The organism is Kineococcus sp. NPDC059986, assembly GCF_040702905.1.
GTDB lineage: Bacteria > Actinomycetota > Actinomycetes > Actinomycetales > Kineococcaceae > Kineococcus.
In genome coordinates this window covers 1-26,026 of record NZ_JBFBND010000010.1, presented here as the reverse complement: position 1 = coordinate 26,026, position 26,026 = coordinate 1, and the positions used below count along the sequence as shown (strand labels likewise).

Sequence of the window (26,026 nt, the reverse complement as noted above, 5' to 3'; positions counted from 1 at the left end):
GCGAGGAGGTCCGGTGGCACGGACGACCGCGGGCGCCGCCGGCGCCCGGCCCACCATCCGCGACATCGCCCGCGTGGCGGGGGTGTCGAAGGCCTCCGTCTCGTACGCGCTCAACGACCTGCCGGGGGTCTCGGCGGAGACGCGCGCCCGCATCCGGGCCACCGCGACCGAGCTCGGCTGGCGGCCCAGCGCCGCCGCGCGGTCGCTGTCCCGGGCCCGGGCGGGAGCCGTCGGGCTCGCCGTCGCGCGGGACCTGCGGCTGCTGGAGGAGGAGCCGTACTACATGCGGTTCATCGCCGGCATGGAGGGCGTCCTGGCCCGCGAGGGGCTGTCCCTGCTGCTGAGCGTCGTGCCCGACGTGGACGCCGCCGTCGAGGTGCTGCGCGACTGGTGGGGCGAGCGGCGCGTCGACGGCGTCGTCCTGACGGACCTGCGCGTCGACGACCCGCGGGTCACGCTCGTGGCCGAGCTCGGGATCCCGTGCGCCGTCCGCATCGGCCTGGACGACCGGCTCCCGACGGGTGGCCGCCTCGCCGCGTCGCTCGACCCCGAACGGCAGGCCTTCGACGCCGTCGTCGAGCACCTCCTAGCCCAGGGCCACCGGCGCCTGGCCCGGGTGTCCGGGCCGCGCGAGTTCCTCCACACGCGCCGGCGCGACGTGGCCTGGGACACGGTCACGCGCTCGGCGCTCGGGCGGGCCGCCCCCGTCGTCGTGGCCGACTACACCTCCGAGGGCGGGCTGGCCGCGACGCGGACGCTGCTCGCGCGGCCCGAGCGCCCGACCGCGGTGGTCTTCGACAACGACGTCATGGCCGCGGCCGTCGTCGCCGAGCGGGAGGCCCTCGGGGTGCGGGTGCCCGAGGACCTCGCCGTCGTGGCCGGCGAGGACTCGATGCTCTGCCGGCTCGCCAGTCCCGCGATCAGCTGCCTGCAGCGGGACATCGTCGCCGACGGCGCCCGCAGCGCCGAGGTGCTGCTGGAGGTCGTCCTCGACCGCGTGGGCCCGACCAGGGTCAGCGAGGCCCACCGCTTCGTCGTCCGGGGCACCACGGCCGCGAGGGCCCCGGGCTGACCGGACGCCCGCCTCACCCCAGCGTGCGCGCGGCGAGCCGGTCCAGGGCGGTGCGCGCCTCGGAGGTCCAGAACGCGCCCGGGTAGACGTGGAAACCGCCCGCCGCGTCCACGAGCTCGACGTCCGCGCCGGCGGCCCGGGCCCGCGCCACGAGCGTCAGCACGTCGGCGTGGAAGACGTCGCGGTCGCCGACGACGACGGTCGTCGGCGGCAGACCGGTGAGGTCGGCCGTGACGGGGCTGACGAGCGGGTCGGCCGTCGATCGCCCGCCGGCCCAGGCCGCCCCCATCGCCCGCAGGCCGGGCACGCGCAGGGTGGGGTCGAGCCGCTGCCGCGTCCACGCGTCCGGGGTGGACAGCCGGACGTCGACCCAGGGTGAGAGCAGGAGGAGCGCGTCGGGCAGCGGTCCCCCCGCGTCGCGCAGGCGCAGGGCCTGGACGAGCGCGAGTCCGCCGCCGGCCGAGTCCCCCGCGAGGACCAGCCGCCGCGTGCCGGGGCCTGCGGTGACCTGCGGGTGGACCTGCGCGTGGACGGCGTCGAGGAACGGCAGCGCCTCCTCGACCGTGTGCTCGGGGGCGAGCGGGTAGTGCGCGACGGTGACCGAGGCGCCGGTCCGCCGCACGAGCTCGCGCACGATCCACCACTGCCCCGCGACCATCGGCTGGGTGTACGCGCCACCGGGCAGGTACAGCAGTTCCAGCCCGGGAGTGCGGCGGTGGGGTTCGACGCGCGTGACGGCACCGCCGGCGAGCGGCCGCGTCGTCACGACGGCCGCGCGGCGCACGGAGGCGGGCGCCGGTGCCGGCGCCCGGTGCGGGTCGATCGCGGCGAGCGCTCGGGCGGCGTCGGCACCGGTGCGGCGGCTGCGCCAGGCGGCGGCCCACAGGGCGGTTCGGGTCAGGGTCAGGAGGACGGACACGGGACACCTCGGGGTCGGGCCGTCCCGGGGCGTGAGGTCCTCCGGTGACAGCATGGGTGGGTGGTGACGGCGGGTGCGCAGGGGAAGGGTGTGCAGGGTCCCGGGTCGCGGGCGCGGGGCCGGGCGCGGCGGGAGTTGCTCCTGGGCGCCACGGTGTCCCTCATCGCCGAGCGCGGGATCGCGGGGGTCAGCCACCGGGCGGTGGCCGAGCGCGCGGGTGTGCCGCTGGCGTCCACGACGTACTTCTTCGCCTCGCTGGAGGAGATGGTCGGCGAGGCCGTCGTGCACGCGGTCGAGACGGAGCTGGCGCGGCTGCGGGCGTTCCGGGAGCAGCTCGAGGCCGGGGACCTGACGCCCGCGGCGGCGGTCGACGGGTTCGTGGACCTCGTGCGCGGGCAGTCGGACGAGAGCACGGTCGCGCAGTTCGAGGCGTACCTGGCAGCGGCGCGGTCGGAGACGTTGCAGCGGCACGTGCAGGGGTTGCTGGCCGAGACCCGCGACCTGGCCCGGGCGGCGCTGCGGGCGGCGGGGGTCCACGACCCGGCCGCGGCCGAGGCCGTCGTGGCCCTGCTCGACGGGGCGGCCCTGCACCGGGTCGCGGCACCGGGGGCGGACGGCTCGCGCACGCTGGCGCGGGCGCTGCGGGCTCTGGTCGTGGGGTTCACCTCCCTCGCGGCGGCCGAGACGCTCTGACGGTTCGTCGGTACAGACGTACCAGGACATCGACCCTGGGACGCCACTTCTTGAGTTCCCGCTGACGATCGCTGGACGGTGGTGCCATGATGCGCCGACCAGCAGCGCTCCGGCGAGAGGACGTCCCGTGCACCGCAGCCCCGCACCCACCGCCACCGATCGCCTCCTGCGGCGCGGAGCCCGGGCCCTGGGCTCCCTCCCGGGCCCCGTCCTGCGCGCCCTGGCCGGGCGGGCCGTCGTCGTCGACGGCCGCCGCCTGGACCCGGCCGTGCAGCTGACCCTGCGGGTCGTCAACGCCACGGCGGGCGCCGGGTTCGAGCGCTGGCCGCTCGACCGGGCCCGTCGGCACATCGACCGGGAAGCCTGGACGTTCGGGGACGAGGCGCCCCTGGACGCCGTGGGCGAACTGCTCGTCCCGACCCGCGACGGGCGCGTCCGGGTGCGCACCTACCGCGCCGAGGCGCGGACGCCACCGACCGGGGCCCTCGTCTGGTTCCACGGCGGCGGCTGGGTCCTGGGGTCGCTGGCCAGCACCGACGCCGCCTGCCGCGCCCTGGCCCGCAGCTCCGGCGCGGTGGTCGTGTCGGTGGACTACCGGCTGGCCCCGGAGCACCCGTTCCCGGCCGCGGTCCACGACGCCGTCGACGTCTTCCGCTGGGTGCGGGACCACGCCGACCTCTTCGGCACCACGGCGGACCGCGTCGGCGTCGGCGGTGAGAGCGCGGGCGGGAACCTGGCCGCCGTGACGGCGCTGGAGACCCGGGCGGACGCCGCCGGCGGGCCCGCGCACCAGCTGCTGCTCTTCCCGGTCACCGACCTGGGCCGCAAGCGCCGCTCCTACGAGCTCTTCCCCGTCGGCTACTTCCTCACCGAGGCGCAGATGGACTGGTACGCGGGGCACTACCTGCGCGACCCGGCCGCGGCCCTCGACCCGCGCGTCTCCCCGCTGCGCGCCCCGGACCTCGCCGGGGCCGCCCCGGCCTACGTCGCGGTCGCGGGTTTCGACGTCCTGCGCGACGAAGGCGCCGAGTTCGCCGACCGCCTGCGGGCGGCGGGGGTCGAGGTCCGGTTCGTCGAGCACGCGGGCCAGGTCCACGGGTTCGTCAACGCGTGCGGGGTGACGGCCGCGGCCCGGGCGGCGCTGCGGCACGCGGGCACGGCGTTCCGGGACGACCGTCGCGCGCCGCGCGCTCAGGACGACCGTCGCGCGCAGCGCGCTCAGGACACCGTCGGCCGCAGCCCGCTCAGGCCTCCAGCAGGATCGTCGTCGGCCCGTCGTTGACGAGTTCGACGGCCATGTCGGCGCCGAACCGTCCCGTCTCCACCCGCAGGCCGTGCCCGCGCAGCGCGTCCGCGACGGCGTCGACGAGCGGTTCGGCCACGGCCCCCGGGGTTGCGGCGTTCCAGGTGGGACGGCGGCCCTTGCGGGTGTCGGCGTAGAGGGTGAACTGGCTGACGAGCAGGACGGGTGCGCCGACGTCGACCGCGGCACGCTCGTCGCGCAGGATCCGCAGCTGGGCGACCTTGCGGGCGACCAGCTCGACCTGGGCCGGGCCGTCGTCGTGGGTGGCGCCGAGGAGCACGAGGAGCCCGGGTTCGGCGATCTCGCCGACGACCTCGGGGCCGTCCTCGCCCTGGACGGTGACCTTGGCCCGGGTGACCCGTTGGACGACGGCGCGCACTGCTGCTCCCTGGGGGTGGTGGTGGGGTGGCCGGGAGGTGGACCTCACGCGGCGGGAGGGTTGCCGACCTACGATCGACGGGTGCTGCACACCCTGCTCGACGCTCCCGTGGTCATCCCGCTCACCCTGCTGGCGGTCGCGGTGTGCGCACTGGGAGCGCTGTGGCGGCCGCGCGTGGACGCGGCCCTCGTGCTGGGGCTGCTGGCCGCGATCTGGTCCCGCGTGAACCAGCCCGTCGAGGGCCGGATCCTGCACAGCTGGACGCTGGACCGCGGGTTCACGGAGGCCGACCTGCTGTCGGTGGCGGCCGTGCTGGTGGCCGTGCTCACGCTCGGACGGTGTGCGTGGCGGTTGGTCCGCCGGGGCACGGACCGGGAGGAGCGGACGGGCACGTCGCCCGCCCGCTGAGGGTCACCAGGGGCCGTAGGGCCCGGAGTTCCCGCCCCCGCCGCGGCGGGGGCCGCCGCCGAACTGGCGCACGGCGGGCCGCACGTCGACGAGGTAGACGGCCGCCCCGACGACGGCGATGACGCCGAACAGGCTCAACGGCGAGAAGATCGAGACGAACCCGACGGCCGTCGCGATGGCGACGATCACCGTCCAGAAGGTCTTGGTCCGCTTGCCCGCCGACACGAAGGCCCCCGCCGGGCGGCGGAGGCAGTCGACGAGCGCCCACACCTCCAGACCGAAGGCGGCGACCCCGAGGAGCAGCACGACACCGGATTGCAGGCTGTTCAGCGCGTCCAACACACCTGGACTCTACGGTCGAGGGGCCCCGGGAGTTCCGCGATCGGCCCGGTCGGCCCCGAGCAGGTCCCCCAACCGGCGGTAGCCGTCGCGTTCGGACTCGAGTGCGGACCGCGGGGCGGGGAGCCGCCAGTCGTCGTCGGCCAGCCGCGCCCGCGCCTCGGCGACGGCGACGAGGCGGGCCCGCAGGGTCGCGGGGTCGTGCGCCGAACCGAGGTCGGCGAGCGCTCCGTCGAGGGCGCGGACGGCGGACCGGTTGCGCACGACGACGGCCACGACGACCGCGGCCGCGACCCCCAGCGCGGTGTCGGCGAGGCGGTCCAGGACGAGGCCGCCGAGACCGGTCCCGGACGTGCCGAGGCGGGTGAGCAGGAGCGAGAGCCCCGTGATGGCGACCGTGCCCAGGGCGTAGTTGCGGGGCATGCAGAACTCGACCGCGAACATGCACAGCACCGTGAGCAGCCACAGGCGCACGTCGTCGGTCGCGAGCGTCACGAGCCCCGCGGCCAGGAGCACCCCGACGACCGTCCCGACCCCGCGCTGGACCCCGCGCTGGACGGTGACCCCCGCCGACGGCGACTGCAGGACGGCCGCGGCACCGACCGCCGCCCAGTAGACGTGCCCGAGACCGAGCGCGGCCGCGAGGAGGACGACGCCGGCGCAGGCGAGCCCGACCCGCAGCGCGGGCACCCGCAGGTGCCCCGTCCCGCGCAGCGCCGCGAGGACGCGACGTCGGGGCCAGGGGTGGGGCGCGGGGACCGGCCCGGCGGGCGGTGCGGGGACGGGACGGCGACCGGGGAGCGCGGCGAGCAGCAGGCGCAGCGGCCGGTCGGGGGCGCCGGTGTGCAGGACGCGCTCGGCGTGCGCGAGCCAGCCGCCGAGGGGGCCGGCGGCGCGGGGGCCGAGCACGTCCCAGGCCGCGTGCACGGCGACGGTGGCGCGGTGCCGGGCCGCGGCCTCCCCGAGGCCCGTGCCCCGGCCCGTCGCCAGGACGGCCCCGACGGCCCGGGCGACGGCCCGCCGTTCGGGACCGTCGGGCCGGTGCAGCCCGGCCGCGCAGGACAGCGCCACCCCGAAGGCCGCGCACGCGACGGTGACGGCCGCGACGGCGGGCAGGTCGCTCGCGCGCAGGGGTTCGGCGCTCAGCGTGCCGGCCGCGAAGACGGGGATGAGCCCGGCGGGCGGACCGGTCCGGACGGCGTCGGTGACGAACTTGGCGACCGCGGCCACGACGGCGACGACGAGGGCCGGGACGAGGACGTCGGCCCACCCCGCGAGCGGCAGGACGGCGCTCGTCGCGCCGGCGAGGACGGCGAGCAGGAGCCCGAGTCCCGTCCAGGCCTGGGTGCGCCAGCGCCGGGTGTACGTCTCGTGCCGGCCGTAGAGGGTGGCCAGGGCCCCGAAGGTGGCCGGCGCTGCCAGGAGCGGGACGTCGGTCGCCATGGTGACGGCGAGCGGGACGCCCAGGGCGAGGGTGGCCGTCGCCGCCGCCCACCAGGGGTGGGCGCCGGGGGCGATCCGCGACCAGCCGCGGACCGCTGCGGACAGGTGCGCGGTGAGAGTGTCCCCATCAAGTTAGCAGGTGTTTCACCAGCGAAGCACTTGTGCGAGGATCACTTCGTGAGCTCCTCCCCCGACCCGGTCGACGTCGTCCGCGCCGAGTGGTCCGCCCTGCGCCCCGACCTCGACACGACCCCCATGGACCTGACGGGCCGGCTGCGGCTCGTGGCCGCCGCACTGGCCCGCGCCACCGAACCCGTCGTGCGCGCCGAGGGCCTGACGCGCCCCGAGTTCGACGTCCTCAGCGCGGTGCGGCGCGCCGGCCGCACCCCCCTGACGCCCACGGGCATCGCCGCCGCGACGCTCGCCTCGGGCGCCGCGACGACGAAGCGGCTGGACCACCTCACGCGGGTGGGGCACCTCCAGCGCACCCCCGACGAGCGGGACGGCCGCGTGACGCGGCTGTCCCTGACCCCGACCGGGACCGCGCTCGTGGACCGGGTCCTGCCGCTGCTGCTCGAGACCGAGCGCGCCTTCACCGCGTCGCTGACGCAGGGGCAGCACGCGGCGACGACGGAGGCGCTGCGGGTGCTGCTCGCCGAGCACGGCGTCTGACCGGCCCCACGCGGGCCGGGCGGGTCAGCGCGCGCTGCGCAACGCGTCCTCGACGGAGACGACCCCGTCGCGGTAGCGGCGGGTGATCTCCTCCGTGCACGCGTCCATCGCCACCTGCACGCGGTGGCGGTCGGCGGACAGCTCCTGCTCGAGGGCCACGAGCCGTTCCCGCGCACTGGCGAGCTGGGCGTCGTCCATGGCCGTCAGGTCGGACAGGTGCGGGTCGGCGACGGCCAGTTCGGCGCGGCGACGGTGCTCCCCCACCCGGGACGGCTCGACGGAGCTGAAGCGGCCCATGCCGTGGTCGGTGCGCCGCGGGTCGGCCAGGACGTCGGTCAGCTTCGCGACGAGCTCGGCGTCGGAGCGCGCGTGCCGGACGTCGGAGGCGCCGTCGGCACCCGCGCGACGCTCCTCCTCGGCCCCGAGCAGGTCGAGCCGGCCCTGCAGCAGCCGTCGCGCGTAGGAGAGGTCGGCCTCCTCCTGCTCCGCGACCGTGCGGTGCTCCCGCAACGTCTCCAGGTCCATGTCCCGCAGGCCGTCCAGGAAGTCGGGGGCCAGGACCTTGTCCAAGGCCCGTCGTCCCCCCGCCTGGTACCCGCTGACCTGACCGTCCCCGCGCTCGTCCACGATGCCTCCCCCGGCTTGAGAACAACTCTCGGCACGCGTGCAACTACGAAGCGTGCACGCCGAGTATGACCCACCGGCACCCCCGGCGCAGGAGCCCCGGGGGTGTGGGCGCGCCTCAGGGGGCGACGACGACCTCCTGCGCGGCCGCGATGCGCCGCGGGGCCTCCCCGGTCGCCGGGTCCGCGACGGCCGAGCCGGCGAGCGCGACGAGCTGGGCGTCCACCGGCAGCGACCGCTTGACGACGGCGAGTGCGACCGGCCCGAGCTCGTGGTGGCGCGCGGCCGTCGTGACGTGCCCGACGCGCCGGTCGCCCTGCGTGCCGTCGACGACGGCGTCCCCGGGCGCGGGCAGGTCGTGCGAGGACCCGTCCAGGTGCAGCAGCACGAGCCGACGCGGCGGCCGGCCGAGGTTGTGCACCTTGGCGACGGTCTCCTGCCCGCGGTAGCAGCCCTTGTGCAGGTGGACGGCCGTGCGCAGCCAGTCCAGCTCGTGGGGGATGGACCGCTCGTCGGTCTCCCGCCCCAGCCGCGGCCGCCAGGCCTCCACGCGCAGCGCCTCCGCCGCCCAGGTCCCCGCCAAGCGACGGCCCGCGACCGCGGCCACGAGCTCCCCGCGCGGCACGAGTACCTCGCGCCAGGGGCGCTCGGCGCCGGGGTGCTCCAACGTCGAGACCGCCGCGTAGCTCGCCGTGTCCGCGCTGCCACCCTCGGCGAGCGGGGTCGCGCCGGGCCAGGGGTCCACCCAGACCGGCCCGCGCGAGGACTCGGTGGACCGGTCCGGTTCCCCGAGCACCGCGTACCGGTCCGAGACGTCCTCGACCTCGACGCGCAGCATGAAGCGCATCCGCTCCAGCCACGTGCGCAGCGGGTCCGCCTGCCCGGGTTCGACGGTGATCCAGGTGGCCTCGCCGTCGTCGAGGAGGTGCAGGGCGTGCTCGATCCGCCCGGTGGGGCTCAGCACGAGCGTCTCGGTCGACGTCCCCGGCGCCAGGCCCGTGAGCGCCTGCGTCGTGATGCTGTGCAACCAGGAGAGCCGGTCGGGACCGGTGAGCCGCAGGACCCCGCGGTGGGACTGGTCGACCACGGCCTCCCCGCGCACGAGTGCGCGCTGCTCGCCGTGCGGGTCCCCGTAGTGCCACGCGACCCCGGCGTCCAACCCCTCGGCGGCCACGGCGCCCGGGGCGTCCAGCAGGGGCGTGCGGGTGGTGGTCGTGCTCACGGTTCCTCCTCGGCGGCGCGGCACGCGGCGCACCGGCCGCGCAGGGCCAGGTGCTCGGTGTCCACGACGAAGTCGTTGCGGGACAGGACGACCGCGGCCAGTTCCCGGGCGGGCCCGGCGTCGGCCTCGGCCACCGCGCCACACCCGTCGCAGACCAGGTGCAGGTGCCCGCCGTGCTCCACGGCGTGGAACGACGGCACCCGCCGGTCGATCTGGGTGCGGGCGACGAGCCCGACCTCCTCCAGGACCGCCAGCGCCCGGTACACGGTCGAGGGGTCCACCGGGGACCAACCGCGCCCACGCACGGACTGTTCCGGGCCCTGGCCACCGACGTGGGCGGGGGCGGCCAGGTGCGCGGCCACCTCCTCGGCGCTCGCGTGCCCGAGGGCCCGGACGGCCGCCAGCACCCGCCGGCGCTGGGGGGTGAGCCGCAACCCGCGGGCGTGCAGGACGGGCCCGAGGTCGTCGACCCCACCCGTCGTGCCCGTCACGGGGCGGGGGTGGCGTCCGACTGGTCCGTGCTCCCGCCGTCGGACACGTCGCCGACGCGCTTCAAGCGCGCGGAGGCGTAGCTGCGCATCGGGTGTCCCTGCAGGGACACGTCGAGGGCCCACAGCAGGTCGCCCTCGACGAGGCCGTACATCCGCGTCCCGGCCGTGTACTCGTGCGCCGTCGTCGTGCGCGCCACGACGTCGGTGCTGAGGTCGATCCGGGGACCGCGGGCCGTCCCGGCCAGGATCTCCACGACACCCGTGGGGTGGGTCAGGAGCACTTCGAGCTCGACCGACCGCGGCCCGTCGGCGGGCGCCGGGGAGTCCAGGTCGACCGGCTGCGGCCGCCAGAACCCGGTCTCGACGTCGAGCGGCTCGGTGGTCCGGCCGTCCTCGTCCAGGGCCCACGTCGTCGAGGAGTACCGCAGGAAGTCGCGGCCGTCGTGGGAGAACTCGACGACCTGCCCGAAGCGGGTGTCGGTCTCACCGCGGGCGGGGTGCCCGAGGACACCGGCGCCCTCCCACCGCCCGATCAGCCACGACAGCGGGACGAGGACGAGCGGGGTGTCGGTGCGCAGGGGGACGACCACGGGTCAGCGCTGTCCCTGGAAGAGGCGGTAGACCACGTAGCCCGCGAACCACATGATGACGAGCGACACCACGATGAGCAGGACCAGGAAGAAGACCTCGAGCGCATGCACGGATCGACCTTACCGGCGCGGGCCGACGTGGACCCTCCGACGTGGGGCGGCTCACTCCCGGCCCGCACCGCGGCTCACACCAGCAGCAGGCGTCCGACGAGGTAGGCGCCCCCGCCGGCGAGCGCGACGGGCACCGCCGCCACCGCGAGCGCGGCCGGGACCGTCCGGGCCGCCGGCAGGCGCGTCGACAGCGCCCGCCACGCCGAGACGAGGACGCCCGCCCCGAGGCCGGCGACGATCCCGGCGACGGCCCACCGGCCCTCGGAGACGGCCGAGGTCCCACCCACGAGCGGGGCCGTCCCCCCACCGCCCAGCAGGGCCGTCACCGAGCTGACGAGCCAGCCCGTGGCCGCGCCGACGAGGAGGTTGACGGGGCCCGCCACCCGCAGGGGCCAGGTCGTCGCGGCGACGGCGCTGGTCGCGGCGACGGCCGCGAGCACGACGGGCGCCAGCGTCGCCCCCGCGTACGTCGTCGGGACGGCCACCCAGGCGGCGGCGAGCACGACGACGGCCTGCGCGGTGACGACGCCCGTGACCGACTCGACGAGGCGGGGCCGGCCGTCGCGGCGCAGCAGCTGGTGGGCGAAGGCGACGAGCAGGGCCAGCGCGGCGACGGCCGGGAGCTGGCCCAGCACGCCGGAGACCTGGCTGCCGGCGCTCCGGGCGGCGGTGACGGCCAGCACCGCGACGACGGCCGAGGCCACGGCCACGAGGGCGACGACGGCCGTCGAGCTGCGCCGGGCCGGCAGGTCGAGGAGCTCGGGCCAGCCGGCGGCCACGAGCGCGCCGACGAGGACGACGGCGAGGGCCAGGACGGCGAGCCCGCCGAAGGAGGCCAGGCCCACGAGGGCGGCGAGGGCGAAGGTGGTGGTGGCCGTCGCGGACGCGCTCACGGGAGGTCCACCCGGGCACCCGGCGCGGTGGGTCCCTCTCGTTCGGTCACGACGACGGTCACGTCGGTGATCCTCCCAGAGGCGCGCGAACCCGCTCGGGGTGGTCCGTTCGCCTCGGCGACACGCGTAGTCTGAGCACCGTTGGCCCGACGACGCCCGCCGCGCTCGGGTCGCTCGTGGCGTCGTGGTCGGCGGGTCCGACCCGGACACCCGCAGCGAACGGAGGGCAGGACACCCGTGGCCCAGATCCTCGTCCTCACCAACGCCCTGGCCCCGTCCACCGAGGTCCTGCCCGCGCTGGGCCTGCTGCCGCACAGCGTGCGCGTGCTGCCGGCGGAGGCGTCGGTGCTGGTCGACGAGCCCACGTCCGACGCCGTCCTCGTCGACGGCCGCCGCGAACTGGCCGCCGCGCGGTCGCTGTGCCGCCTGCTGCGCACCACGGGCCTGTCCCAGCCGCTCCTGCTCGTCGTCACCGAGGGCGGCATGGCCGTCGTCGCCGCCGACTGGGGCGCCGACGACATCGTCCTGGACACCTGCGGGCCGGCCGAGCTCGACGCCCGGCTCCGGCTGGCCGCCGGGCGGTTGCGCCGTCCGGTCGAGGAACCCGACGACGGCCAGGCCGCCGAGATCCGCGCCGGGGACGTCGTCATCGACGAGGCGGCCTACTCCGCCCGCGTGCGCGGGCGCCAGCTCGACCTCACGTACAAGGAGTTCGAGCTGCTCAAGCACCTCGCCCAGCACCCGGGCCGCGTCTTCACGCGCGCCCAGCTGCTGCAGGAGGTCTGGGGCTACGACTACTTCGGCGGCACCCGCACCGTGGACGTCCACGTGCGACGGTTGCGTGCCAAGCTCGGGGCCGAGCACGAGAACGCCATCGGCACGGTCCGCAACGTCGGCTACCGCTTCGTCTCCTCCGGCCGCGACCTCGAGGACGGGCTCGCCCCCGCCGAGGACGCGACGGTCGACGGCCCGGACGACGCGGGCGACGTCGAGAGCACCGGGCTCGAGGCCGTCGACGGCTCCCGGCCGGTCGCGGTGCCGCCCGCCGTCCCGGTGGTGGACCGGGTCCAGCGGCGGTGACCGCCCTCGACGCCGGGGACCGCGACCGGGTCCTCGACCTCGCCGCGGCCGCCTCCCGCACCGACGGCGCGACGGCGCTGTCCGAGGACGCCGTCCTGCGCCTGGGCAGCGGGACGGGCGACCACGACGGCGACCACGACGGCGACCACGACGGCGACCACGACGGCGACCACGACGGCGACCACGCGGACGTCCACCACCTGCTCCGCCGCACCCCCGACGGCGCGCTCGCCGGCTACGCCCAGCTGGCCGGTCCCGCGGAGGCCCGCGAGGGCGAGCTCGTCGTCCACCCCGACCACCGCCGCCGCGGCCACGGCACCGCCCTGCTGGCCGAGGTCGAGCGGCTCGCCGCGGGGGCCCCGGTCCGGCTCTGGTCCCACGGGGACACCGCGGGGGCCGCCGCCCTCGCCAACCGGCACGGCTGGACGCGCGTGCGGGAGCTGCTGCGCCTGGAACGCCCGGCCGCCGGGCTGGCCGACCTGGAGGTCCCGGCGCTGCCCGAGGGCGTGCACGTGCGCTCCTTCGTGCCCGGCGCGGACGACGAGGCGTGGGTGGCCGTCAACGCGGCGGCCTTCGCCACGCACCCCGAACAGGGCCGGTGGACCGTCGCGGACCTGCGGGCGCGGCTGGCCGAACCCTGGTTCGACGCCGACCTCCTCCTGCTGGCCGAGGGGCCCGACGGTGTGGTGGGGTTCTGCTGGATGAAGGTCGAGGCGGGCCACGGCGAGCTGTACGTCCTCGGCGTCGCCCCCGGGCACGCGGGGGCCGGACTGGGCCGGGCGCTGCTCGTGCGCGGGTTGCGCGCCGTGGCCGCCCTGCCCGCTCCCCCGGCGCTCGTGGACCTCTACGTCGACGGGGACAACGTGCCGGCGCTGCGGCTGTACGCCCGGCTCGGCTTCGACCGGGCCGCGGTCGACGTGCAGTACGCCGCGCCCACCTCCTGACCGGTCCCGCTGACCCGCCCCCTGATCCGCCCCGCCCCCGACGTTCACCGGGCGTCGGCGCAGCGTTCACGCGCCCGTCCCCAGGTCGTCGTCGACCGCCTCGGCAGCGTCGGACGCCGGTGGCAGACTGATCGCCATGACGGCCACGACACCCCTCCCCGCTGTGACCCCCACCGAGGAGACCGTCGAGCTGCCCGACGACCGCTTCGCCGACCGCGAGGTGTCGTGGCTCGCGTTCAACGAGCGCGTCCTGCAGCTGGCCGAGGACCCCGAGACGCACCTGCTCGAGCGCGCGCGGTTCCTGTCGATCTTCGCGAACAACCTCGACGAGTTCTTCATGGTCCGGGTCGCCGGGCTCAAGCGCCGCATCGCGACGGGCCTGGCCGTCACGGCCGCGAGCGGGCTGGAGCCGCGGGAGGTGCTCGACGCGATCGCGCAGCGGGCGCACGAGCTCACCGAACGGCACGCCGACGTGTTCCTGAGCTCGGTGCGGCCGGCGCTGGCCGAGGCCGGCATCACCATCGTGCGCTGGGAGGAGCTGGCACCGAAGGAGCAGGTGCGCCTGCACGGGTTCTTCCGGGACATGGTGTTCCCGGTCCTGACCCCGCTCGCGGTCGACCCGGCCCACCCGTTCCCCTACATCTCCGGGCTGTCGCTGAACCTCGCCGTCGTCGTGCGGAACCCGACGACGGACAAGGAGCACTTCGCCCGCGTCAAGGTGCCCCCGCTGCTGCCGCGGTTCGTGGCCGTCGAGCACGCCGAGGGCGCCGACCCGCGCTCGGCCCGGTTCGTCCCGCTCGAGGACGTCATCGCCGAGCACCTCGACCAGCTGTTCCCGGGCATGGAGGTCGTCCAGCACCACACGTTCCGCGTGACGCGCAACGAGGACCTCGAGGTCGAGGAGGACGACGCCGAGAACCTGCTGCAGGCGCTGGAGAAGGAACTGCTGCGCCGCCGGTTCGGCCCGGCCGTCCGCCTCGAGGTGGCCTCCGACATCGACCAGAAGGTCCGCGAACTGCTGGTGCGCGAACTCGGCGTGCACGAGCAGGAGGTCTACGAACTCCCCGAACCCCTCGACCTGCGCGGTCTCGGCGACATCGCCGACCTCGACCGGCCGGAGCTGAAGTTCCCCAAGTTCGTGGCGCGCACCCACCGCGACCTCACCGACGGCGCCGAGACGGCGAAGCCGTCCGACGTGTTCGCGGCGATCCGCAACCGCGACGTCCTGCTGCACCACCCCTACGACTCGTTCTCCACGAGCGTGCAGGCGTTCCTGGAACAGGCCGCGGCCGACCCGAAGGTCCTGGCCATCAAGCAGACGCTGTACCGGACCTCGGGCGACTCCCCCATCGTCGACGCCCTCATCGACGCGGCCGAGGCGGGCAAGCAGGTCCTCGCCCTCGTCGAGATCAAGGCGCGCTTCGACGAGCAGGCCAACATCAGCTGGGCCCGCAAGCTCGAACAGGCCGGTGTGCACGTGGTCTACGGCCTCGTGGGCCTCAAGACGCACGCCAAGCTCAGCCTCGTGGTGCGCCAGGAGCAGGGCGGCCTGCGCCGCTACTGCCACGTCGGGACGGGGAACTACAACCCCAAGACGGCGCGGATGTACGAGGACATGGGGCTGCTCACCGACGACCCCCAGGTCGGCGAGGACCTCACGCGGTTGTTCAACCAGCTCTCGGGCTACGCGCCGAAGACGGCCTACAAGCGACTGCTCGTCGCGCCGCGCTCGCTGCGGACCGGGCTCATCGACCGCATCGACCGCGAGATCGACAACGCCCGCCAGGGGTTGCCGGCCGGGGTGCGGATCAAGGTGAACTCCATCGTCGACGAGGGCATCATCGACGCCCTCTACCGCGCGTCCGCGGCGGGCGTCCCCGTCGACGTCGTCGTCCGCGGGATCTGCGCGCTGCGGCCCGGCGTGCCGGGGCTGTCCGAGACCATCCGGGTGCGCAGCATCCTGGGCCGCTTCCTGGAGCACAGCCGGATCTTCTGGTTCGCCTCCGCGGGCGACCCGGTCGTCATGATCGGCAGCGCGGACATGATGCACCGCAACCTCGACCGCCGCGTCGAGGCCGTCGTGCGGCTGTCCGACCCCCGCCACGTGCGCGAGATCTCGCTGCTGCTGGAGGAGTGCATGGCCGAGACGACGAGCTCGTGGCACCTGGACGCCGACGGCACGTGGACCCGCCACCACCTCGACGCCGACGGCGAACCGCTGCGCGACCTGCAGGAGCACATCATCGCCACCCGGCCCGGCCGTCGGCCCACCGCCCGTCGTCGTCGGTGAGCCCCTCGCGCGGGACGCAGGCCACCGGCCCCGCACCGGACGTCGAGGCCGCCGGCTGCGTCGTGGTGCGCGACGGGCGTGAGGGCCCGGAGGTGCTGCTCGTGCACCGGCCCTCGACCGCGACGCGGTCCGCCGACTGGTCCTGGCCCAAGGGCAAGCTCGACGACGGGGAGCACCCGGCCGTCGCCGCCGTCCGCGAGACCGCGGAGGAGACGGGGCTGCGCGTGCACCTCGGTGTACCGCTGCCCGAGCAGCGCTACCGCGTGCCCGGCCCGGGGCCGGACGGGCTGGCCAAGCGCGTGCGGTACTGGCTGGCGCGGCCGGCCGGCTCCGCGCACGAGGACGACCTCGAACCGGCCGACGCCGGGGAGATCACCGAGGTGGGCTGGTTCGGCCGGGACGCCGCCGAGGACCTGCTGACGTACCCGGCGGACGTCGCCGTCCTGCAGGCGGCCCTGCCCCGGGACGAGCTGCCCCCGGCGACCTGGCCGTTCGTCCTGCTGCGGCACGCGCGCGCCGTCAAGCGCACGGACTGGCCGGACGGGGAGGACGGCGAGGCCTCCCGCCCGCTGCTGGACCGCGGTCACGCGCAGGCCCGCGACCTCGCCCCCCTGCTCGGCTGCTTCGACCTGCGGGCCCTGGTGACGTCGCCGTGGGCGCGCTGCGTGCAGACGGTGCTCCCCGCGGCCGAGCTCACGGGCCTGCCCGTCGAGGAGGAACCGGCGCTCACCGAGCACGCGTTCCGCACCGACCCGGCCGCCTCGACCGCCGTCGTGGCAGGTATGCTCGAGGCCGCCCGGCCGGTCGTCGTCTGCTCGCACGGCCCCGTCCTGCCGCACCTGCAGGAGGTCCTCGCCGCGCGCACCACCGATCCGTCCCTGGACGCCCGCGTGACCGGCAAGCTCGACAAGGCCGCCCTCCTCGTCGCCCACGTGGCGGCCACCGGCCCGGACGCGGGGCACCTGCTCGCGGTGGAGCGGCACGGGTTCTGAACCCCGGTCCCGAAGCGCGGCAACGGATCCCGGGACACCACCGACCCCGGGGCCACCCGAACGGCCCAGTTCACCTCACGGTCACGGTGCAGCCCATGACCGGTCCACGAGCGGACGCGCCGGGTTCACGCCCCGTTCACCTGCGACGCCGAACCCCGTCACCCAGCGCCTCTACCGTCCGGAACGACCGGGGCGCCACGCCCGGTCCGAGCAGGCCGGGAGTCCTCCGGCCGCCACCGATCCTCGAAAGGGACCGAAGTGACGTTCTGGAAGTCCTCCCGCCTCATCGGCATCGCTGCTGTCGGTGTCCTCGCCCTCGCCGGGTGCGGCTCCGACAACAACACCACCACCCCGGGCGGAGCCGGCACCTCGTCCGGCACGTCGTCGGCCGCGAAGATCGACTGCAAGAGCGGCACCCTGAACGGTGAGGGCTCGAGCGCCCAGAAGAACGCCATCGACCAGGTCATCCAGCAGGGCTACCAGTCGCAGTGCTCCGGCGCGACGATCAACTACAACGCGACCGGTTCCGGTGCGGGCCGCAAGCAGTTCACCTCCGGCCAGGTCGACTGGGCCGGGTCGGACTCCGCGCTGAAGGACGAGGAGCGCGCCGCCGCGACGGCCCGCTGCCAGGGCAACCCCGTGTGGGACCTGCCGATGGTCGCCGGCCCGATCGCCATCGCCTACAACGTCGACGGCGTGAAGGACCTCACGCTCAACGCCGAGGTCGCCGCGAAGATCTTCTCCGGCCAGATCACCTCCTGGGACGACGCGGCCATCAAGGCGCTGAACCCGAGCGCGACGCTGCCGTCCACGAAGATCAGCGTCTTCTTCCGCACCGGCACCTCCGGCACCACCGAGAACTTCACCAAGTACCTCAACGCCGCCGCCCCCGACGCGTGGCCGGCCGCCGGCAACCAGGAGTGGTCCGGCAAGGGTGAGGGGCGCGAGGGTTCGGCCGGTGTCGCGCAGGCCGTCGCCGGCGCCTCCGGCGGGATCACCTACGTCGAGTGGTCCTACGCGCAGGACAACAAGCTGTCCGTCGCCAAGGTCGACAACGGGTCCGGCGCCGTCGAGCTGACCGGCGAGTCCGCCGGCAAGACGATCGCCACCGCGACCCAGACCGGCGAGGGCAACGACCTGGCCCTGAAGATCGACTACGCGACGAAGGAGTCGGGCGCCTACCCGATCGTCCTCGTCACGTACGAGATCGTCTGCTCCAAGGGGCTGTCCGCCGACAAGACGGCGCTGCTGAAGTCCTTCCTCACGTACTTCGCCGAGGACGAGACCCAGGCCGGCCTGCAGGACATCGGCTACGCTCCGCTGCCCAGCGAGGTCTCCCAGAAGGTGCGCACGGCCATCGCGGCCATCGCCTGACCGGAGCACCACCGCACGACTGCCACGCAGGACCGCGACGGGGGGCGGGCACCGGGTTCCCGGTGTCCGCCCCCTCGGTCCATCCCCCCACCGCATGTCCGCCTCTCGCACAGTGCAGGAGCACGATGTCCTCGATCACCGGCCCATCGGGCGACCGTGGCCGGCGCCGCCTCGGTGACACCCTCTTCGGCGGCGGTGCCGGGCTCGCCGGCGTCCTCGTCATCGCGATCGTCGTCTTCACCGGGGTCTTCCTCGCCATCAGCGCCGTCCCCTCGGTCCTGGACGACAAGGTCAACTTCCTGACCTCGACCGAGTGGCAGGCGACCCCGGGCGACCTCCGCTTCGGGATCCTGCAGATCCTGTGGACCACGGTCTCGATCTCCGTCATCGCGATGATCATCGCCGTGCCCCTCGGCGTCGGGAACGCGCTCTTCCTCACCCAGTACGCCCCGAAGTGGCTGGCCCGACCGGCCGCCAGCGTCATCGACCTGCTCGCCGCGATCCCCTCGATCGTCTTCGGCCTGTGGGGCATCCAGATCTTCGCGCCGCACCTGACCGGCCTGCAGACGTTCCTCAACGACGCGCTGGGCTGGTTCCCGCTGTTCTCCGGCCCCGTCAGCACGGGCACGGTCTTCATCGCCGGCATCGTCCTGGCCGTCATGGTCCTGCCGATCATCACCGCGATGTCGCGCGAGGTCTTCGCGCAGACCCCGGCCGCGAACAAGGAGGGCGCGCTGGCCCTCGGCGCCACCCGCTGGGAGATGATCCGCACCGCGGTCCTTCCGTTCGGCCGCGCGGGGGTCATCTCCGCCGCGATGCTGGGCCTGGGCCGTGCGCTGGGCGAGACGATCGCCATCACGATCATCGTGTCCTCCGTCGCCCCCGGCGCCGGGTTCTTCACGTCCTGGCTGCAGGGCGGGGAGACGTTCGCCTCGAAGATCGCGAACAACGCCGCGGAGTTCAACAACCCCGAGTCCACGGGCGCCTACATCGCCGCCGGCCTCGTGCTGTTCATCCTGACCTTCGTGGTCAACGCCCTGGCCCGCATCGTCATCAACCGCCGGAAGGCCTTCGCATGAGCGCCCTGCAGACCCCCGAGCGCGAGCTGCCGGCGGCGCTGGCCGACTCCCGCGGGCAGGGCGGCCGCAAGGTCCGCAACACGATCGCGACCGTCGTCATGGTGCTGGCCTTCGTCATCGCCGTCATCCCGCTCGTGTGGATCCTCTGGACCGTCATCGAGAAGGGCGCCTCGCTCCTCGTCGACTCGACGTGGTGGCTGAACTCCCAGCGCGGCATCACCCCGCGGATCGTGGGCGGTGGCGCCTACCACGCCATCGTCGGCACGCTGCTGCAGGCGCTGGCGACCGCGGTCATCGCGGTGCCGCTGGGCATCATGAGCGCCATCCTGCTCGTCGAGTACGGCGCGAGCCGCATCGCGCGCGTCGTCAGCTTCACCGTTGACATCCTCTCGGGGCTGCCCTCGATCGTCGCGGCGCTCTTCATCTACGCGTTCTGGGTCACGACCCTCGGCTTCAGCCGGTCCGGCTTCGCGGTGTCGCTGTCGCTGGTCCTGCTCATGGTCCCCGTGGTCGTCCGGTCCACCGAGGAGATGCTCAAGCTCGTCCCGAACGAGCTGCGCGAGGCGTCCTACGCCCTCGGCGTCCCGAAGTGGAAGACGATCGTCATGATCGTCCTGCCGACCGCGTTCTCCGGGATCCTCACGGGTGTCCTCCTCGGCCTGGCCCGCATCATGGGCGAGACGGCTCCCCTGCTGATCCTGGTCGGCTACTCGCAGTCGATCAACATGGACCTCTTCAGCGGGAACATGGCGGCGCTGCCGCTGATGATCAACAACGACCGTCAGCAGGCGCTCGAACCCGCGGTGGAACGCGTCTGGGCCGCCGCCCTCACACTGGTGCTCATCGTGCTGGTGCTCAACATCGCCGGTCGGGCCATCGCCCGCTTCAGCTCGCTCAGGAAGTAAGGGAGATCCCGTGGCCAAGCGCATCGACGTCAAGGACCTCAACGTCTACTACGGCAGCTTCAAGGCCGTCGAGGACGTGTCCATGACGGTGGAACCCCGTTCCGTGACGGCCTTCATCGGCCCGTCCGGCTGCGGCAAGTCGACCTTCCTGCGGACGCTGAACCGCATGCACGAGGTCATCCCCGGCGGCCGCGTCGAGGGCAGCGTCATGCTCGACGACGACGACCTCTACTCCTCCAAGATGGACCCGGTGAACGTCCGCCGGACCGTCGGCATGGTCTTCCAGCGCCCCAACCCGTTCCCGACGATGTCGATCTTCGACAACGTCGCGGCCGGGATGCGCCTCAACGGCGTGCGGAACAAGAAGGTCCTCACCGAGGCCGTCGAGAAGTCCCTGCGCGGGGCGAACCTGTGGAACGAGGTCAAGGACCGCCTCGACAAGCCCGGTGCCGGTCTGTCCGGCGGCCAGCAGCAGCGGCTGTGCATCGCCCGCGCCATCGCGGTGCAGCCCCAGGTCCTGCTCATGGACGAGCCCTGCTCGGCGCTGGACCCGATCTCGACCCTCGCCATCGAGGACCTCATCGGCGAGCTGAAGAGCTCGTTCACCATCGTCATCGTGACGCACAACATGCAGCAGGCCGCCCGCGTCAGCGACAAGACGGCGTTCTTCAACCTCGCCGCGACGGGCAAGCCGGGCCGTCTCGTCGAGATCGACGACACCGCGACGATCTTCAGCAACCCCAAGCAGAAGGCGACCGAGGACTACATCTCGGGCCGCTTCGGCTGACCGACCGCGCCCGCGCGAGAGGGCCCCGTCGATTCCTCGACGGGGCCCTCTCGCGTGCTCGTCAGAGGAAGAGCCGGAAGACGAAGTAGAAGGCGGCGGCGACGAGGCCGGCGGCCGGCAGGGTGAGCACCCACGCGCCGACCATGGACCGGGCCACCCCCCAGCGGACGGCCGAGAAGCGCTTGGTCGCGCCGACGCCCATGATCGCCGAGGAGATCGTGTGGGTGGTGGAGATGGGCGCCCCGAAGCCGAGGGCCGCGACGTAGAGGACCCCGGCCGAGACGGACTCGGCCGCGAAGCCGCGGGCCGGGTCGAGGTGGATGATGCGGCGCCCGAGCGTGCGCATGATCCGCCAGCCGCCGGAGTAGGTCCCGGCGCTGATCGCGAGCGCCGCGGACACCTTGACCCACCACGGGATGGACTCCCCCGTGTGGAAGCCGCCCGCGACGAGGGCCAGGACGATGACGCCCATGGTCTTCTGGGCGTCCTGCAGCCCGTGCCCGAGGGCCATGGCCGCGGCCGAGATGGTCTGCAGCATCCGGAACCGGCGGTGCGTCGGCGCGGGCGCCTTCTTCCGCACGCCCCACAGGATCGCGACCATGGCCAGGTAGCCGAGGACGAAGCCCGCGAGGGGCGAGGCGATCATCGGCAGGACGACCTTGTCGAGGATGACGGGCCAGTGCACGGTCGTGCTCGAGGCGATGCCCGCGCCGGCGAGACCGCCGATGAGGGCGTGCGAGCTCGAGGAGGGCAGCCCCAGCCGCCACGTGAGCAGGTTCCAGCCGATCGCGCCGAAGAGGGCCGCGAGGACGACGACCATGCCGTGCTCCCCGAGGCCGACGTCGACGATGCCCGAGCCGATCGTCGTGGCGACCCCGGTGCCGAGGAAGGCCCCGAGGAGGTTGAAGAGGGCGGCCATGACGAGCGCGATGCGCGGGGTGAGGGCGCGGGTGGAGACGGAGGTGGCGATGGCGTTGGCCGCGTCGTGGAAGCCGTTGGTGAAGTCGAACGACAGCGCCACGACGATGACGACGAGGACGAGGGCGAGCTCCACGGGGGCTCAGGACTCCTTGACGGCGATGGTCTCCACCGTGTGGGCCACGTGCTCGAAGGCGTCCGCGGCGTTCTCGAGGGTCTCGACGATCTCCTTGTGCTTCATGATCGCGATGGCGTCGTAGCCACCGTCGAAGAGCTCGGCCAGGAGCCGCCGGTGGATCTGGTCGGCCTGGTTCTCCAGGCGGTTGATCTCGACCCAGTAGTCGGACAGGTCGGGCAGGGAGCGCAGCCGCGGCATCGCCTCGGCGGTCAGCTCGGCCTGCCGGGCCAGGACCTGGACGAGCTCGGCCACCGGGGCGGGCAGCACGCCGACCTTGTAGAGCACCATCAGGTCGACCGCCGCCTGCATGAGGTCGAGGCAGTCGTCGAGGCGGGACGTCAGCTGGTAGATGTCCTCGCGGTCGAACGGGGTGACGAACGAGGAGTTGACCCGGCGCAGGACGGCGTGGGCGGCCTCGTCACCACGGTGCTCGATCTCCTCCATGACGGCGCCGAGCTCGACGCGACGCGCCTGGTCGCTGCCGATGGCCTCGGTGAGGACGGTCGTGGCCTCGACGAGGATGCGGCCGGTTCCGGCGAACAGCTCGAAGAACGAGTTGTCCTGGGGGGTGAGTCGGAAACGCACGCCAAGCTCCACGGTGTCGACCTCGGGCCGAGCACACGACCCGACCGGCGACTCTAGGCGGTGCCGGGGCCAGGTCCCGACACCGCCCGCGTCGTTCAGTCCCGGGTGGGGGCCCCGTCGACGCCCAGGACGCGGTCCAGCTCACCCTCGGGCAGGGGCCCGTCGCTCTCGGACGCGGCGACGACGACGTCGGTGTAGAGCTCGATCTCCTCGGCGAGGACGGTGTCCGCGAGCGGCGCGCCCGTCCGCGCCCCGGGCACGACGGCGCGGCCCTTTCCTGGAGCGGGTTCCGGATCCGGGTTCGTCATGATGGGGCCACGGTACGCCGCGGCCGCGACCGTCGGGGCGGCTTCGGCCACGCTCACCCGCCTGCGGTGCCGGTCGGCGACAGCGTCGCCGGCGACGGGGCCGGCGTCGGGACGTCCGTAGCGGTCCGGCTCCCGGTCGCGGTGCCCGTCGGGCTCGGGACCGCGAGTGGCGGCCGGTCCTGCGCCGTCAGGACGGTCCGCTGCAGGTTGACCTCGGCGAGCCCGAGGCCGCCGACGGTGACCTCGTCGTAGGCGAGGAGCTTGCCCGCGAGGTCACCCGTCCGGCCGAAGTAGAGCAGCGTCGCCGACAGCGGCAGCGGGGCGCCGTCGGCGAGGCGGTTCAGCCCGGCCGAGGTGACCCCAGCCCCGCCCGTCGTGCCCTCGACCATGATCCGCGTCCCGGAGGCGTCGAGGGTGACCGACCGCTTGTGCAGGTGGCCGGCGAGCACGAGCGGGACGCGCCCGAGCAGGGGTCGCAGACCGCTGGGGTCGTGCACGAGCGCAGCGTCGACGGGCCGGTCCGGGTGGGCGTCGTCCCAGCGTTCGATGCCGTCGGCGAGGACGTCGTTGGCCTGCTCCTGCACGCTCGCGGCACTGCCGGTGGCCCGTTCGCCCTCGCCGTCGGGGGTGAAGACCGGGTCGCCCTGACCGGCCAGGACCAGCCCGGCGACCTCCGCGGTGGCGCCCTGGTCCAGGACGACCGCGCCCTGGGCGGCCACCTGCTCCTGCGTCTGCGTGGAGTCGTGGTTGCCGCGCACCCAGACGTACGGGACGCCGAGGCCCCGGATGCGCCCCAGGTAGCTCGACTCCGCCGCGGTCCCCCACGTCGTCGTGTCCCCCGTGTCGATGACGGCCTGCACCCGGAACTGCTTCACGAGGTTGTCGGTGAGGTCGTAGCCGAGGGGGTTGAGGTGCAGGTCGGAGACGTGCAGGACGGTCGTGACGTCCGCCCCGAGTCCGCTCGTCCCGGTCTGCGTGTCGCCCAGGACCGGCAGGTTGGCGGCGGCCGCGTAGAGGGTCGAGACGCTGCGGACGATGTCGGACAGCCCGCTGCGGTAGCTCTCCAGCCGGTCGAGCGCGTTCTGGGTGCTCGACACGACGTAGGGCGCGCGCGAGAGCAGCCCCGTGAAGCGGGGCTGGCGCAGGGCGGAGGGGTCGAAGGTCGCCCAGGTCCCGGCCCCGGTGGCCACGACGACCACGAGCAGGGTCGCGCCGGTCTGCAGGGTGCGCCGGCGGCCCCGGAAGACGACGACGGCCGCCAGCAGGGCCCCGCCGAAACCGCAGAGCAGGCTGTAGGTGAGCGCCCGGACGGTCGCGGCCCGGACGGTGTCGGCGGCGGTGAGCTCGAGGGCCAGCAGCTGCTGCGGCGAGCGGACGAGCCGCGCGGCGGCGTCGACGTCGACGCTCTCGATGTTCGCCGTCACGACGATCGGCGCGCGGTGGGTGTCGAACGTGACCTTGCCGACGGGCGGCAGGTCGACCTCGACGCCGGGGGTCAGGCTCGGGCGGACCCGCACCTCCGTCTGCAGCGGGCCGACGTACGTGCTGGAGCCCGGGGCCAGGGCGAACCCGACCCCGGCCCCTACCGCCGTCACGAGGAGGACGCCGATCCACGGCAGCAGGTGCCGGCGCGCGAAGCGGGGCACGGGGCGGGCCCCGAAGGTCGCGCGGGAGCGCGCCCAGGCGGCCCGCCGGGCCGGCGAGGGACGCGGCAGGCGCAGCGGGGGGCGTCGGATCCGGGCGGACATCGTGACGATCTTCCCGCAGACGCGACCGTGCCGCCGTCCACGGGTGGCGGGTGCACGTCCGCTGGGACGACGGTGGGCGTCTCCTGCAGACCTCCCCCCCGAGGCGGAAAACACTCTTTCCGCCCTCCGGGAGCGGTCCCAGAGGGCGGAAATGGTGTTTTCCGCCCCGTGGCGGGGCCGCGCGTCAGCGGCCGGCGTGCTCCTGCCGCGCCGCGGCGACGTCGCTCACGGACGCCTCGAGGAGGTCGGCGAGGTCCCGCAGCCGGCCGGCGATCGCGGCGCCGAGGGGGGTGAGCTCGTACTCCACGCGCGGCGGGATCGCCGTGAGGACCTCGCGCGTCACCATGCCGTCGCGCTCCAGCGCCTGCAGGGTCTGCGCCAGCATCTTCTCGCTGACACCGTCCACCTTGCGCCGCAACGCGTTGAAGCGGAACGCACCCTCCCCGAGGGCGAGCAGGACGAGCGAGGCCCACTTGGCCGTGACGGACTCGAAGACGGCGCGGGAGGCGCAGTCGCGGGCGAAGACGTCCGCGACGAGGTCCTGCGCTGGTCCGTCCGGGGCGTCGTCCACGACCCCAGGGTACCTCGGGAACAGGAAGCACTGCAGAATCGTTAGTGCTCTCGGAAGCACAGCACTCACCTCAGGAGACCGACATGACCTCGTACGCCGTCACCGCCGCCACCGGCCAGCTGGGCCACCTCGCCGTCGAGGCCCTCCTCGAGCGCGGCGTCGCCCCGTCCGACGTCGTGGCCGTGGTCCGCACGCCGTCGAAGGCCGACGACCTCGCCGCCCGCGGTGTCGTCGTCCGCGCGGGCGACTACTCCGACCGCGCCTCCCTCGACAGCGCCCTGGCCGGCGTCGACCGCCTGCTGCTCGTCTCCAGCAACGAGGTCGGCCAGCGCCTGACCCAGCACACCAACGTGGTCGAGGCCGCGAAGGCCGCGGGCGTCCAGCGCCTCGCGTACACGTCCCTGCTGCGCGCGGACACCTCCGCGAGCCCCCTGGCCCCCGAGCACAAGGCAACGGAGGAGGTCATCGCCGCCTCCGGCCTGCCGCACGTCCTGCTGCGGAACAGCTGGTACTACGAGAACTACACCGCGAACCTCGGCCAGTACCTCGCGACCGGTGAGGTCCTCGGCGCCACGCACGACGGGCGCATCAGCGCCGCGAGCCGCGCCGACTACGCCGCCGCGGCCGCCGTCGCGCTGCTCGCCGACGACGAGGGCAAGGGCACCTACGAGCTCGCGGGCGAGACGTTCACCTTCACCGACCTCGCCGCCACGGTCACCGAGGTCACCGGGACGACCGTCACGTCCCGCGACGTCACGGGCGAGGAGTACCAGGAGGCGCTGACGGGCCACGGCCTCGACGCGGGCACGGCCGGCTTCGTCGTGGCCCTCGACGCGTCCATCGCGAACGGTGACCTGCAGACGGACAGCACGGACCTCGCCGACCTCCTCGGCCGTCCCGCCTCCTCGCTGCGCGACGCCGTCACCGCCGCCCACACCGCTCACTCCGCGTCCTGACCCGTCACCCCCCTTCGCGGAAAACACTCCTTCCGCCCTCCGGGATCGTTCCCGGAGTCGACCCGCCGTCCGTCGTGCCGGAGTTCCAGTTCGTCCAGGGGCGACACCGCACCTGCCGTCACCGTGCTCGCTCGTCGCTTCACGGCCCACCG

The 26,026-nt window shown here is 74.5% G+C and carries 28 protein-coding genes; 14 read left to right on the top strand and 14 right to left on the bottom strand.

Features of this window, described 5'->3' with window-relative positions:
* The first annotated feature begins 13 nt into the window (after nt 1-13).
* A complete protein-coding gene (locus tag AB0637_RS09730) occupies nt 14-1,072 on the top strand; it encodes a LacI family DNA-binding transcriptional regulator (RefSeq protein ID WP_366171739.1) in 1,059 nt (352 codons plus the stop codon).
* Between the two features lie 13 nt (nt 1,073-1,085).
* Here the strand turns inward: AB0637_RS09730 and AB0637_RS09725 are convergent, their stop codons facing one another.
* The gene (locus AB0637_RS09725) at nt 1,086-1,991 is read right to left on the bottom strand and encodes an alpha/beta hydrolase fold domain-containing protein (RefSeq protein WP_366171737.1); all 906 of its coding nucleotides are present in this window, start codon (nt 1,989-1,991) and stop codon (nt 1,086-1,088) included.
* Between the two features lie 60 nt (nt 1,992-2,051).
* Between AB0637_RS09725 and AB0637_RS09720 the strand changes: the two genes are divergently transcribed.
* Nucleotides 2,052-2,684 (top strand): TetR family transcriptional regulator, encoded by a 633-nt coding sequence (locus AB0637_RS09720; protein ID WP_366171735.1) that lies wholly within the window; start codon nt 2,052-2,054, stop codon nt 2,682-2,684.
* Between the two features lie 127 nt (nt 2,685-2,811).
* Nucleotides 2,812-3,966, top strand: coding sequence for an alpha/beta hydrolase (locus AB0637_RS09715; protein WP_366171733.1), 1,155 nt, complete (start codon nt 2,812-2,814; stop codon nt 3,964-3,966).
* On the opposite strand, the gene dtd is transcribed toward AB0637_RS09715, so the two are convergent.
* Nucleotides 3,929-4,366, bottom strand: a complete 438-nt coding sequence (dtd, locus tag AB0637_RS09710) for a D-aminoacyl-tRNA deacylase (RefSeq protein ID WP_366171731.1) — start codon at nt 4,364-4,366, stop codon at nt 3,929-3,931. The genes AB0637_RS09715 and dtd overlap by 38 nt on opposite strands.
* An 81-nt stretch (nt 4,367-4,447) precedes the next feature.
* Here dtd and AB0637_RS09705 point away from each other — a divergent pair, with 81 nt between their 5' ends.
* Entirely contained in the window at nt 4,448-4,774 is a 327-nt protein-coding gene (locus AB0637_RS09705) for a hypothetical protein (RefSeq protein ID WP_366171729.1), read from the top strand.
* A gap of 3 nt (nt 4,775-4,777) precedes the next feature.
* Here AB0637_RS09705 and AB0637_RS09700 read toward each other — a convergent pair whose 3' ends face one another.
* Nucleotides 4,778-5,113: a DUF2516 family protein gene (locus tag AB0637_RS09700; protein ID WP_366171949.1), complete on the bottom strand. Its 336-nt coding sequence runs from the start codon at nt 5,111-5,113 to the stop codon at nt 4,778-4,780.
* A gap of 12 nt (nt 5,114-5,125) precedes the next feature.
* Nucleotides 5,126-6,556 (bottom strand): FUSC family protein, encoded by a 1,431-nt coding sequence (locus AB0637_RS09695; protein WP_366171727.1) that lies wholly within the window; start codon nt 6,554-6,556, stop codon nt 5,126-5,128.
* A gap of 177 nt (nt 6,557-6,733) precedes the next feature.
* Here AB0637_RS09695 and AB0637_RS09690 point away from each other — a divergent pair, with 177 nt between their 5' ends.
* Nucleotides 6,734-7,228, top strand: a complete 495-nt coding sequence (locus AB0637_RS09690) for a MarR family transcriptional regulator (protein ID WP_366171725.1) — start codon at nt 6,734-6,736, stop codon at nt 7,226-7,228.
* Nucleotides 7,229-7,252: 24 nt separating this feature from the next.
* Here AB0637_RS09690 and AB0637_RS09685 read toward each other — a convergent pair whose 3' ends face one another.
* From AB0637_RS09685 to AB0637_RS09665, 5 genes are all read right to left on the bottom strand, one after another.
* Nucleotides 7,253-7,855 (bottom strand): aerial mycelium formation protein, encoded by a 603-nt coding sequence (locus tag AB0637_RS09685; protein WP_366171723.1) that lies wholly within the window; start codon nt 7,853-7,855, stop codon nt 7,253-7,255.
* A gap of 115 nt (nt 7,856-7,970) precedes the next feature.
* On the bottom strand, nt 7,971-9,074 hold the full coding sequence (locus tag AB0637_RS09680; protein WP_366171721.1) for a folate-binding protein: 1,104 nt from the start codon (nt 9,072-9,074) through the stop codon (nt 7,971-7,973).
* A complete protein-coding gene (locus tag AB0637_RS09675; RefSeq protein WP_366171719.1) occupies nt 9,071-9,565 on the bottom strand; it encodes a Fur family transcriptional regulator in 495 nt (164 codons plus the stop codon). The genes AB0637_RS09680 and AB0637_RS09675 overlap by 4 nt, the downstream gene beginning before the upstream one ends.
* Nucleotides 9,562-10,155 carry an FABP family protein gene (locus AB0637_RS09670; RefSeq protein WP_366171717.1) on the bottom strand — a complete coding sequence of 198 codons (594 nt, stop codon included), beginning with the start codon at nt 10,153-10,155 and terminating at the stop codon, nt 9,562-9,564. Before AB0637_RS09670 ends, AB0637_RS09675 begins: the two co-directional genes overlap by 4 nt.
* Before the next feature lie 185 nt (nt 10,156-10,340).
* The gene (locus AB0637_RS09665; RefSeq protein WP_366171715.1) at nt 10,341-11,159 is read right to left on the bottom strand and encodes a hypothetical protein; all 819 of its coding nucleotides are present in this window, start codon (nt 11,157-11,159) and stop codon (nt 10,341-10,343) included.
* Between the two features lie 237 nt (nt 11,160-11,396).
* Here AB0637_RS09665 and AB0637_RS09660 point away from each other — a divergent pair, with 237 nt between their 5' ends.
* The 8 genes from AB0637_RS09660 to pstB all read left to right on the top strand — a co-directional run bounded on the left by AB0637_RS09660 (nt 11,397) and on the right by pstB (nt 20,610).
* A complete protein-coding gene (locus AB0637_RS09660; RefSeq protein ID WP_366171713.1) occupies nt 11,397-12,239 on the top strand; it encodes a response regulator transcription factor in 843 nt (280 codons plus the stop codon).
* On the top strand, nt 12,236-13,183 hold the full coding sequence (gene mshD, locus AB0637_RS09655; protein WP_366171711.1) for a mycothiol synthase: 948 nt from the start codon (nt 12,236-12,238) through the stop codon (nt 13,181-13,183). The genes AB0637_RS09660 and mshD overlap by 4 nt, the downstream gene beginning before the upstream one ends.
* Before the next feature lie 136 nt (nt 13,184-13,319).
* Nucleotides 13,320-15,473: an RNA degradosome polyphosphate kinase gene (locus AB0637_RS09650; RefSeq protein ID WP_366171709.1), complete on the top strand. Its 2,154-nt coding sequence runs from the start codon at nt 13,320-13,322 to the stop codon at nt 15,471-15,473.
* Nucleotides 15,470-16,465 (top strand): NUDIX hydrolase, encoded by a 996-nt coding sequence (locus AB0637_RS09645; RefSeq protein ID WP_366171707.1) that lies wholly within the window; start codon nt 15,470-15,472, stop codon nt 16,463-16,465. Before AB0637_RS09650 ends, AB0637_RS09645 begins: the two co-directional genes overlap by 4 nt.
* A 258-nt stretch (nt 16,466-16,723) precedes the next feature.
* Nucleotides 16,724-17,839: a phosphate ABC transporter substrate-binding protein PstS gene (pstS, locus tag AB0637_RS09640; RefSeq protein ID WP_366171705.1), complete on the top strand. Its 1,116-nt coding sequence runs from the start codon at nt 16,724-16,726 to the stop codon at nt 17,837-17,839.
* Between the two features lie 125 nt (nt 17,840-17,964).
* Nucleotides 17,965-18,918: a phosphate ABC transporter permease subunit PstC gene (pstC, locus tag AB0637_RS09635; RefSeq protein WP_366171703.1), complete on the top strand. Its 954-nt coding sequence runs from the start codon at nt 17,965-17,967 to the stop codon at nt 18,916-18,918.
* Complete coding sequence (pstA, locus tag AB0637_RS09630; RefSeq protein WP_366171701.1) at nt 18,915-19,823, top strand: phosphate ABC transporter permease PstA; 909 nt, start codon at nt 18,915-18,917, stop codon at nt 19,821-19,823. The genes pstC and pstA overlap by 4 nt, the downstream gene beginning before the upstream one ends.
* Before the next feature lie 10 nt (nt 19,824-19,833).
* Nucleotides 19,834-20,610 carry a phosphate ABC transporter ATP-binding protein PstB gene (gene pstB, locus AB0637_RS09625; RefSeq protein WP_366171699.1) on the top strand — a complete coding sequence of 259 codons (777 nt, stop codon included), beginning with the start codon at nt 19,834-19,836 and terminating at the stop codon, nt 20,608-20,610.
* A gap of 61 nt (nt 20,611-20,671) precedes the next feature.
* On the opposite strand, the gene AB0637_RS09620 is transcribed toward pstB, so the two are convergent.
* The 5 genes from AB0637_RS09620 to AB0637_RS09600 all read right to left on the bottom strand — a co-directional run bounded on the left by AB0637_RS09620 (nt 20,672) and on the right by AB0637_RS09600 (nt 24,918).
* Complete coding sequence (locus tag AB0637_RS09620) at nt 20,672-21,664, bottom strand: inorganic phosphate transporter (protein ID WP_366171697.1); 993 nt, start codon at nt 21,662-21,664, stop codon at nt 20,672-20,674.
* A 6-nt stretch (nt 21,665-21,670) separates the two neighbouring features.
* On the bottom strand, nt 21,671-22,291 hold the full coding sequence (locus tag AB0637_RS09615; RefSeq protein WP_366171695.1) for a DUF47 family protein: 621 nt from the start codon (nt 22,289-22,291) through the stop codon (nt 21,671-21,673).
* A 95-nt stretch (nt 22,292-22,386) separates the two neighbouring features.
* Complete coding sequence (locus AB0637_RS09610; protein WP_366171693.1) at nt 22,387-22,656, bottom strand: hypothetical protein; 270 nt, start codon at nt 22,654-22,656, stop codon at nt 22,387-22,389.
* Nucleotides 22,653-24,347: a metallophosphoesterase gene (locus tag AB0637_RS09605; protein WP_366171691.1), complete on the bottom strand. Its 1,695-nt coding sequence runs from the start codon at nt 24,345-24,347 to the stop codon at nt 22,653-22,655. Before AB0637_RS09605 ends, AB0637_RS09610 begins: the two co-directional genes overlap by 4 nt.
* Nucleotides 24,348-24,531: 184 nt before the next feature.
* Entirely contained in the window at nt 24,532-24,918 is a 387-nt protein-coding gene (locus tag AB0637_RS09600; RefSeq protein WP_366171689.1) for a helix-turn-helix domain-containing protein, read from the bottom strand.
* 83 nt (nt 24,919-25,001) lie between these two features.
* Between AB0637_RS09600 and AB0637_RS09595 the strand changes: the two genes are divergently transcribed.
* On the top strand, nt 25,002-25,874 hold the full coding sequence (locus AB0637_RS09595; RefSeq protein ID WP_366171687.1) for an NAD(P)H-binding protein: 873 nt from the start codon (nt 25,002-25,004) through the stop codon (nt 25,872-25,874).
* Nucleotides 25,875-26,026: the final 152 nt, after the last annotated feature.

Bases quoted from the DNA above. Each gene is read 5' to 3' on its own strand.
- AB0637_RS09595 (WP_366171687.1), top strand. From the start codon at position 25,002: ATGACCTCGTACGCCGTCACCGCCGCCACCGGCCAGCTGGGCCACCTC.
- pstA (WP_366171701.1), top strand. From the start codon at position 18,915: ATGAGCGCCCTGCAGACCCCCGAGCGCGAGCTGCCGGCGGCGCTGGCC.
- AB0637_RS09605 (WP_366171691.1), bottom strand. From the start codon at position 24,347: ATGTCCGCCCGGATCCGACGCCCCCCGCTGCGCCTGCCGCGTCCCTCG.
- pstC (WP_366171703.1), top strand. From the start codon at position 17,965: ATGTCCTCGATCACCGGCCCATCGGGCGACCGTGGCCGGCGCCGCCTC.
- AB0637_RS09695 (WP_366171727.1), bottom strand. From the start codon at position 6,556: ATGGCGACCGACGTCCCGCTCCTGGCAGCGCCGGCCACCTTCGGGGCC.
- AB0637_RS09650 (WP_366171709.1), top strand. From the start codon at position 13,320: ATGACGGCCACGACACCCCTCCCCGCTGTGACCCCCACCGAGGAGACC.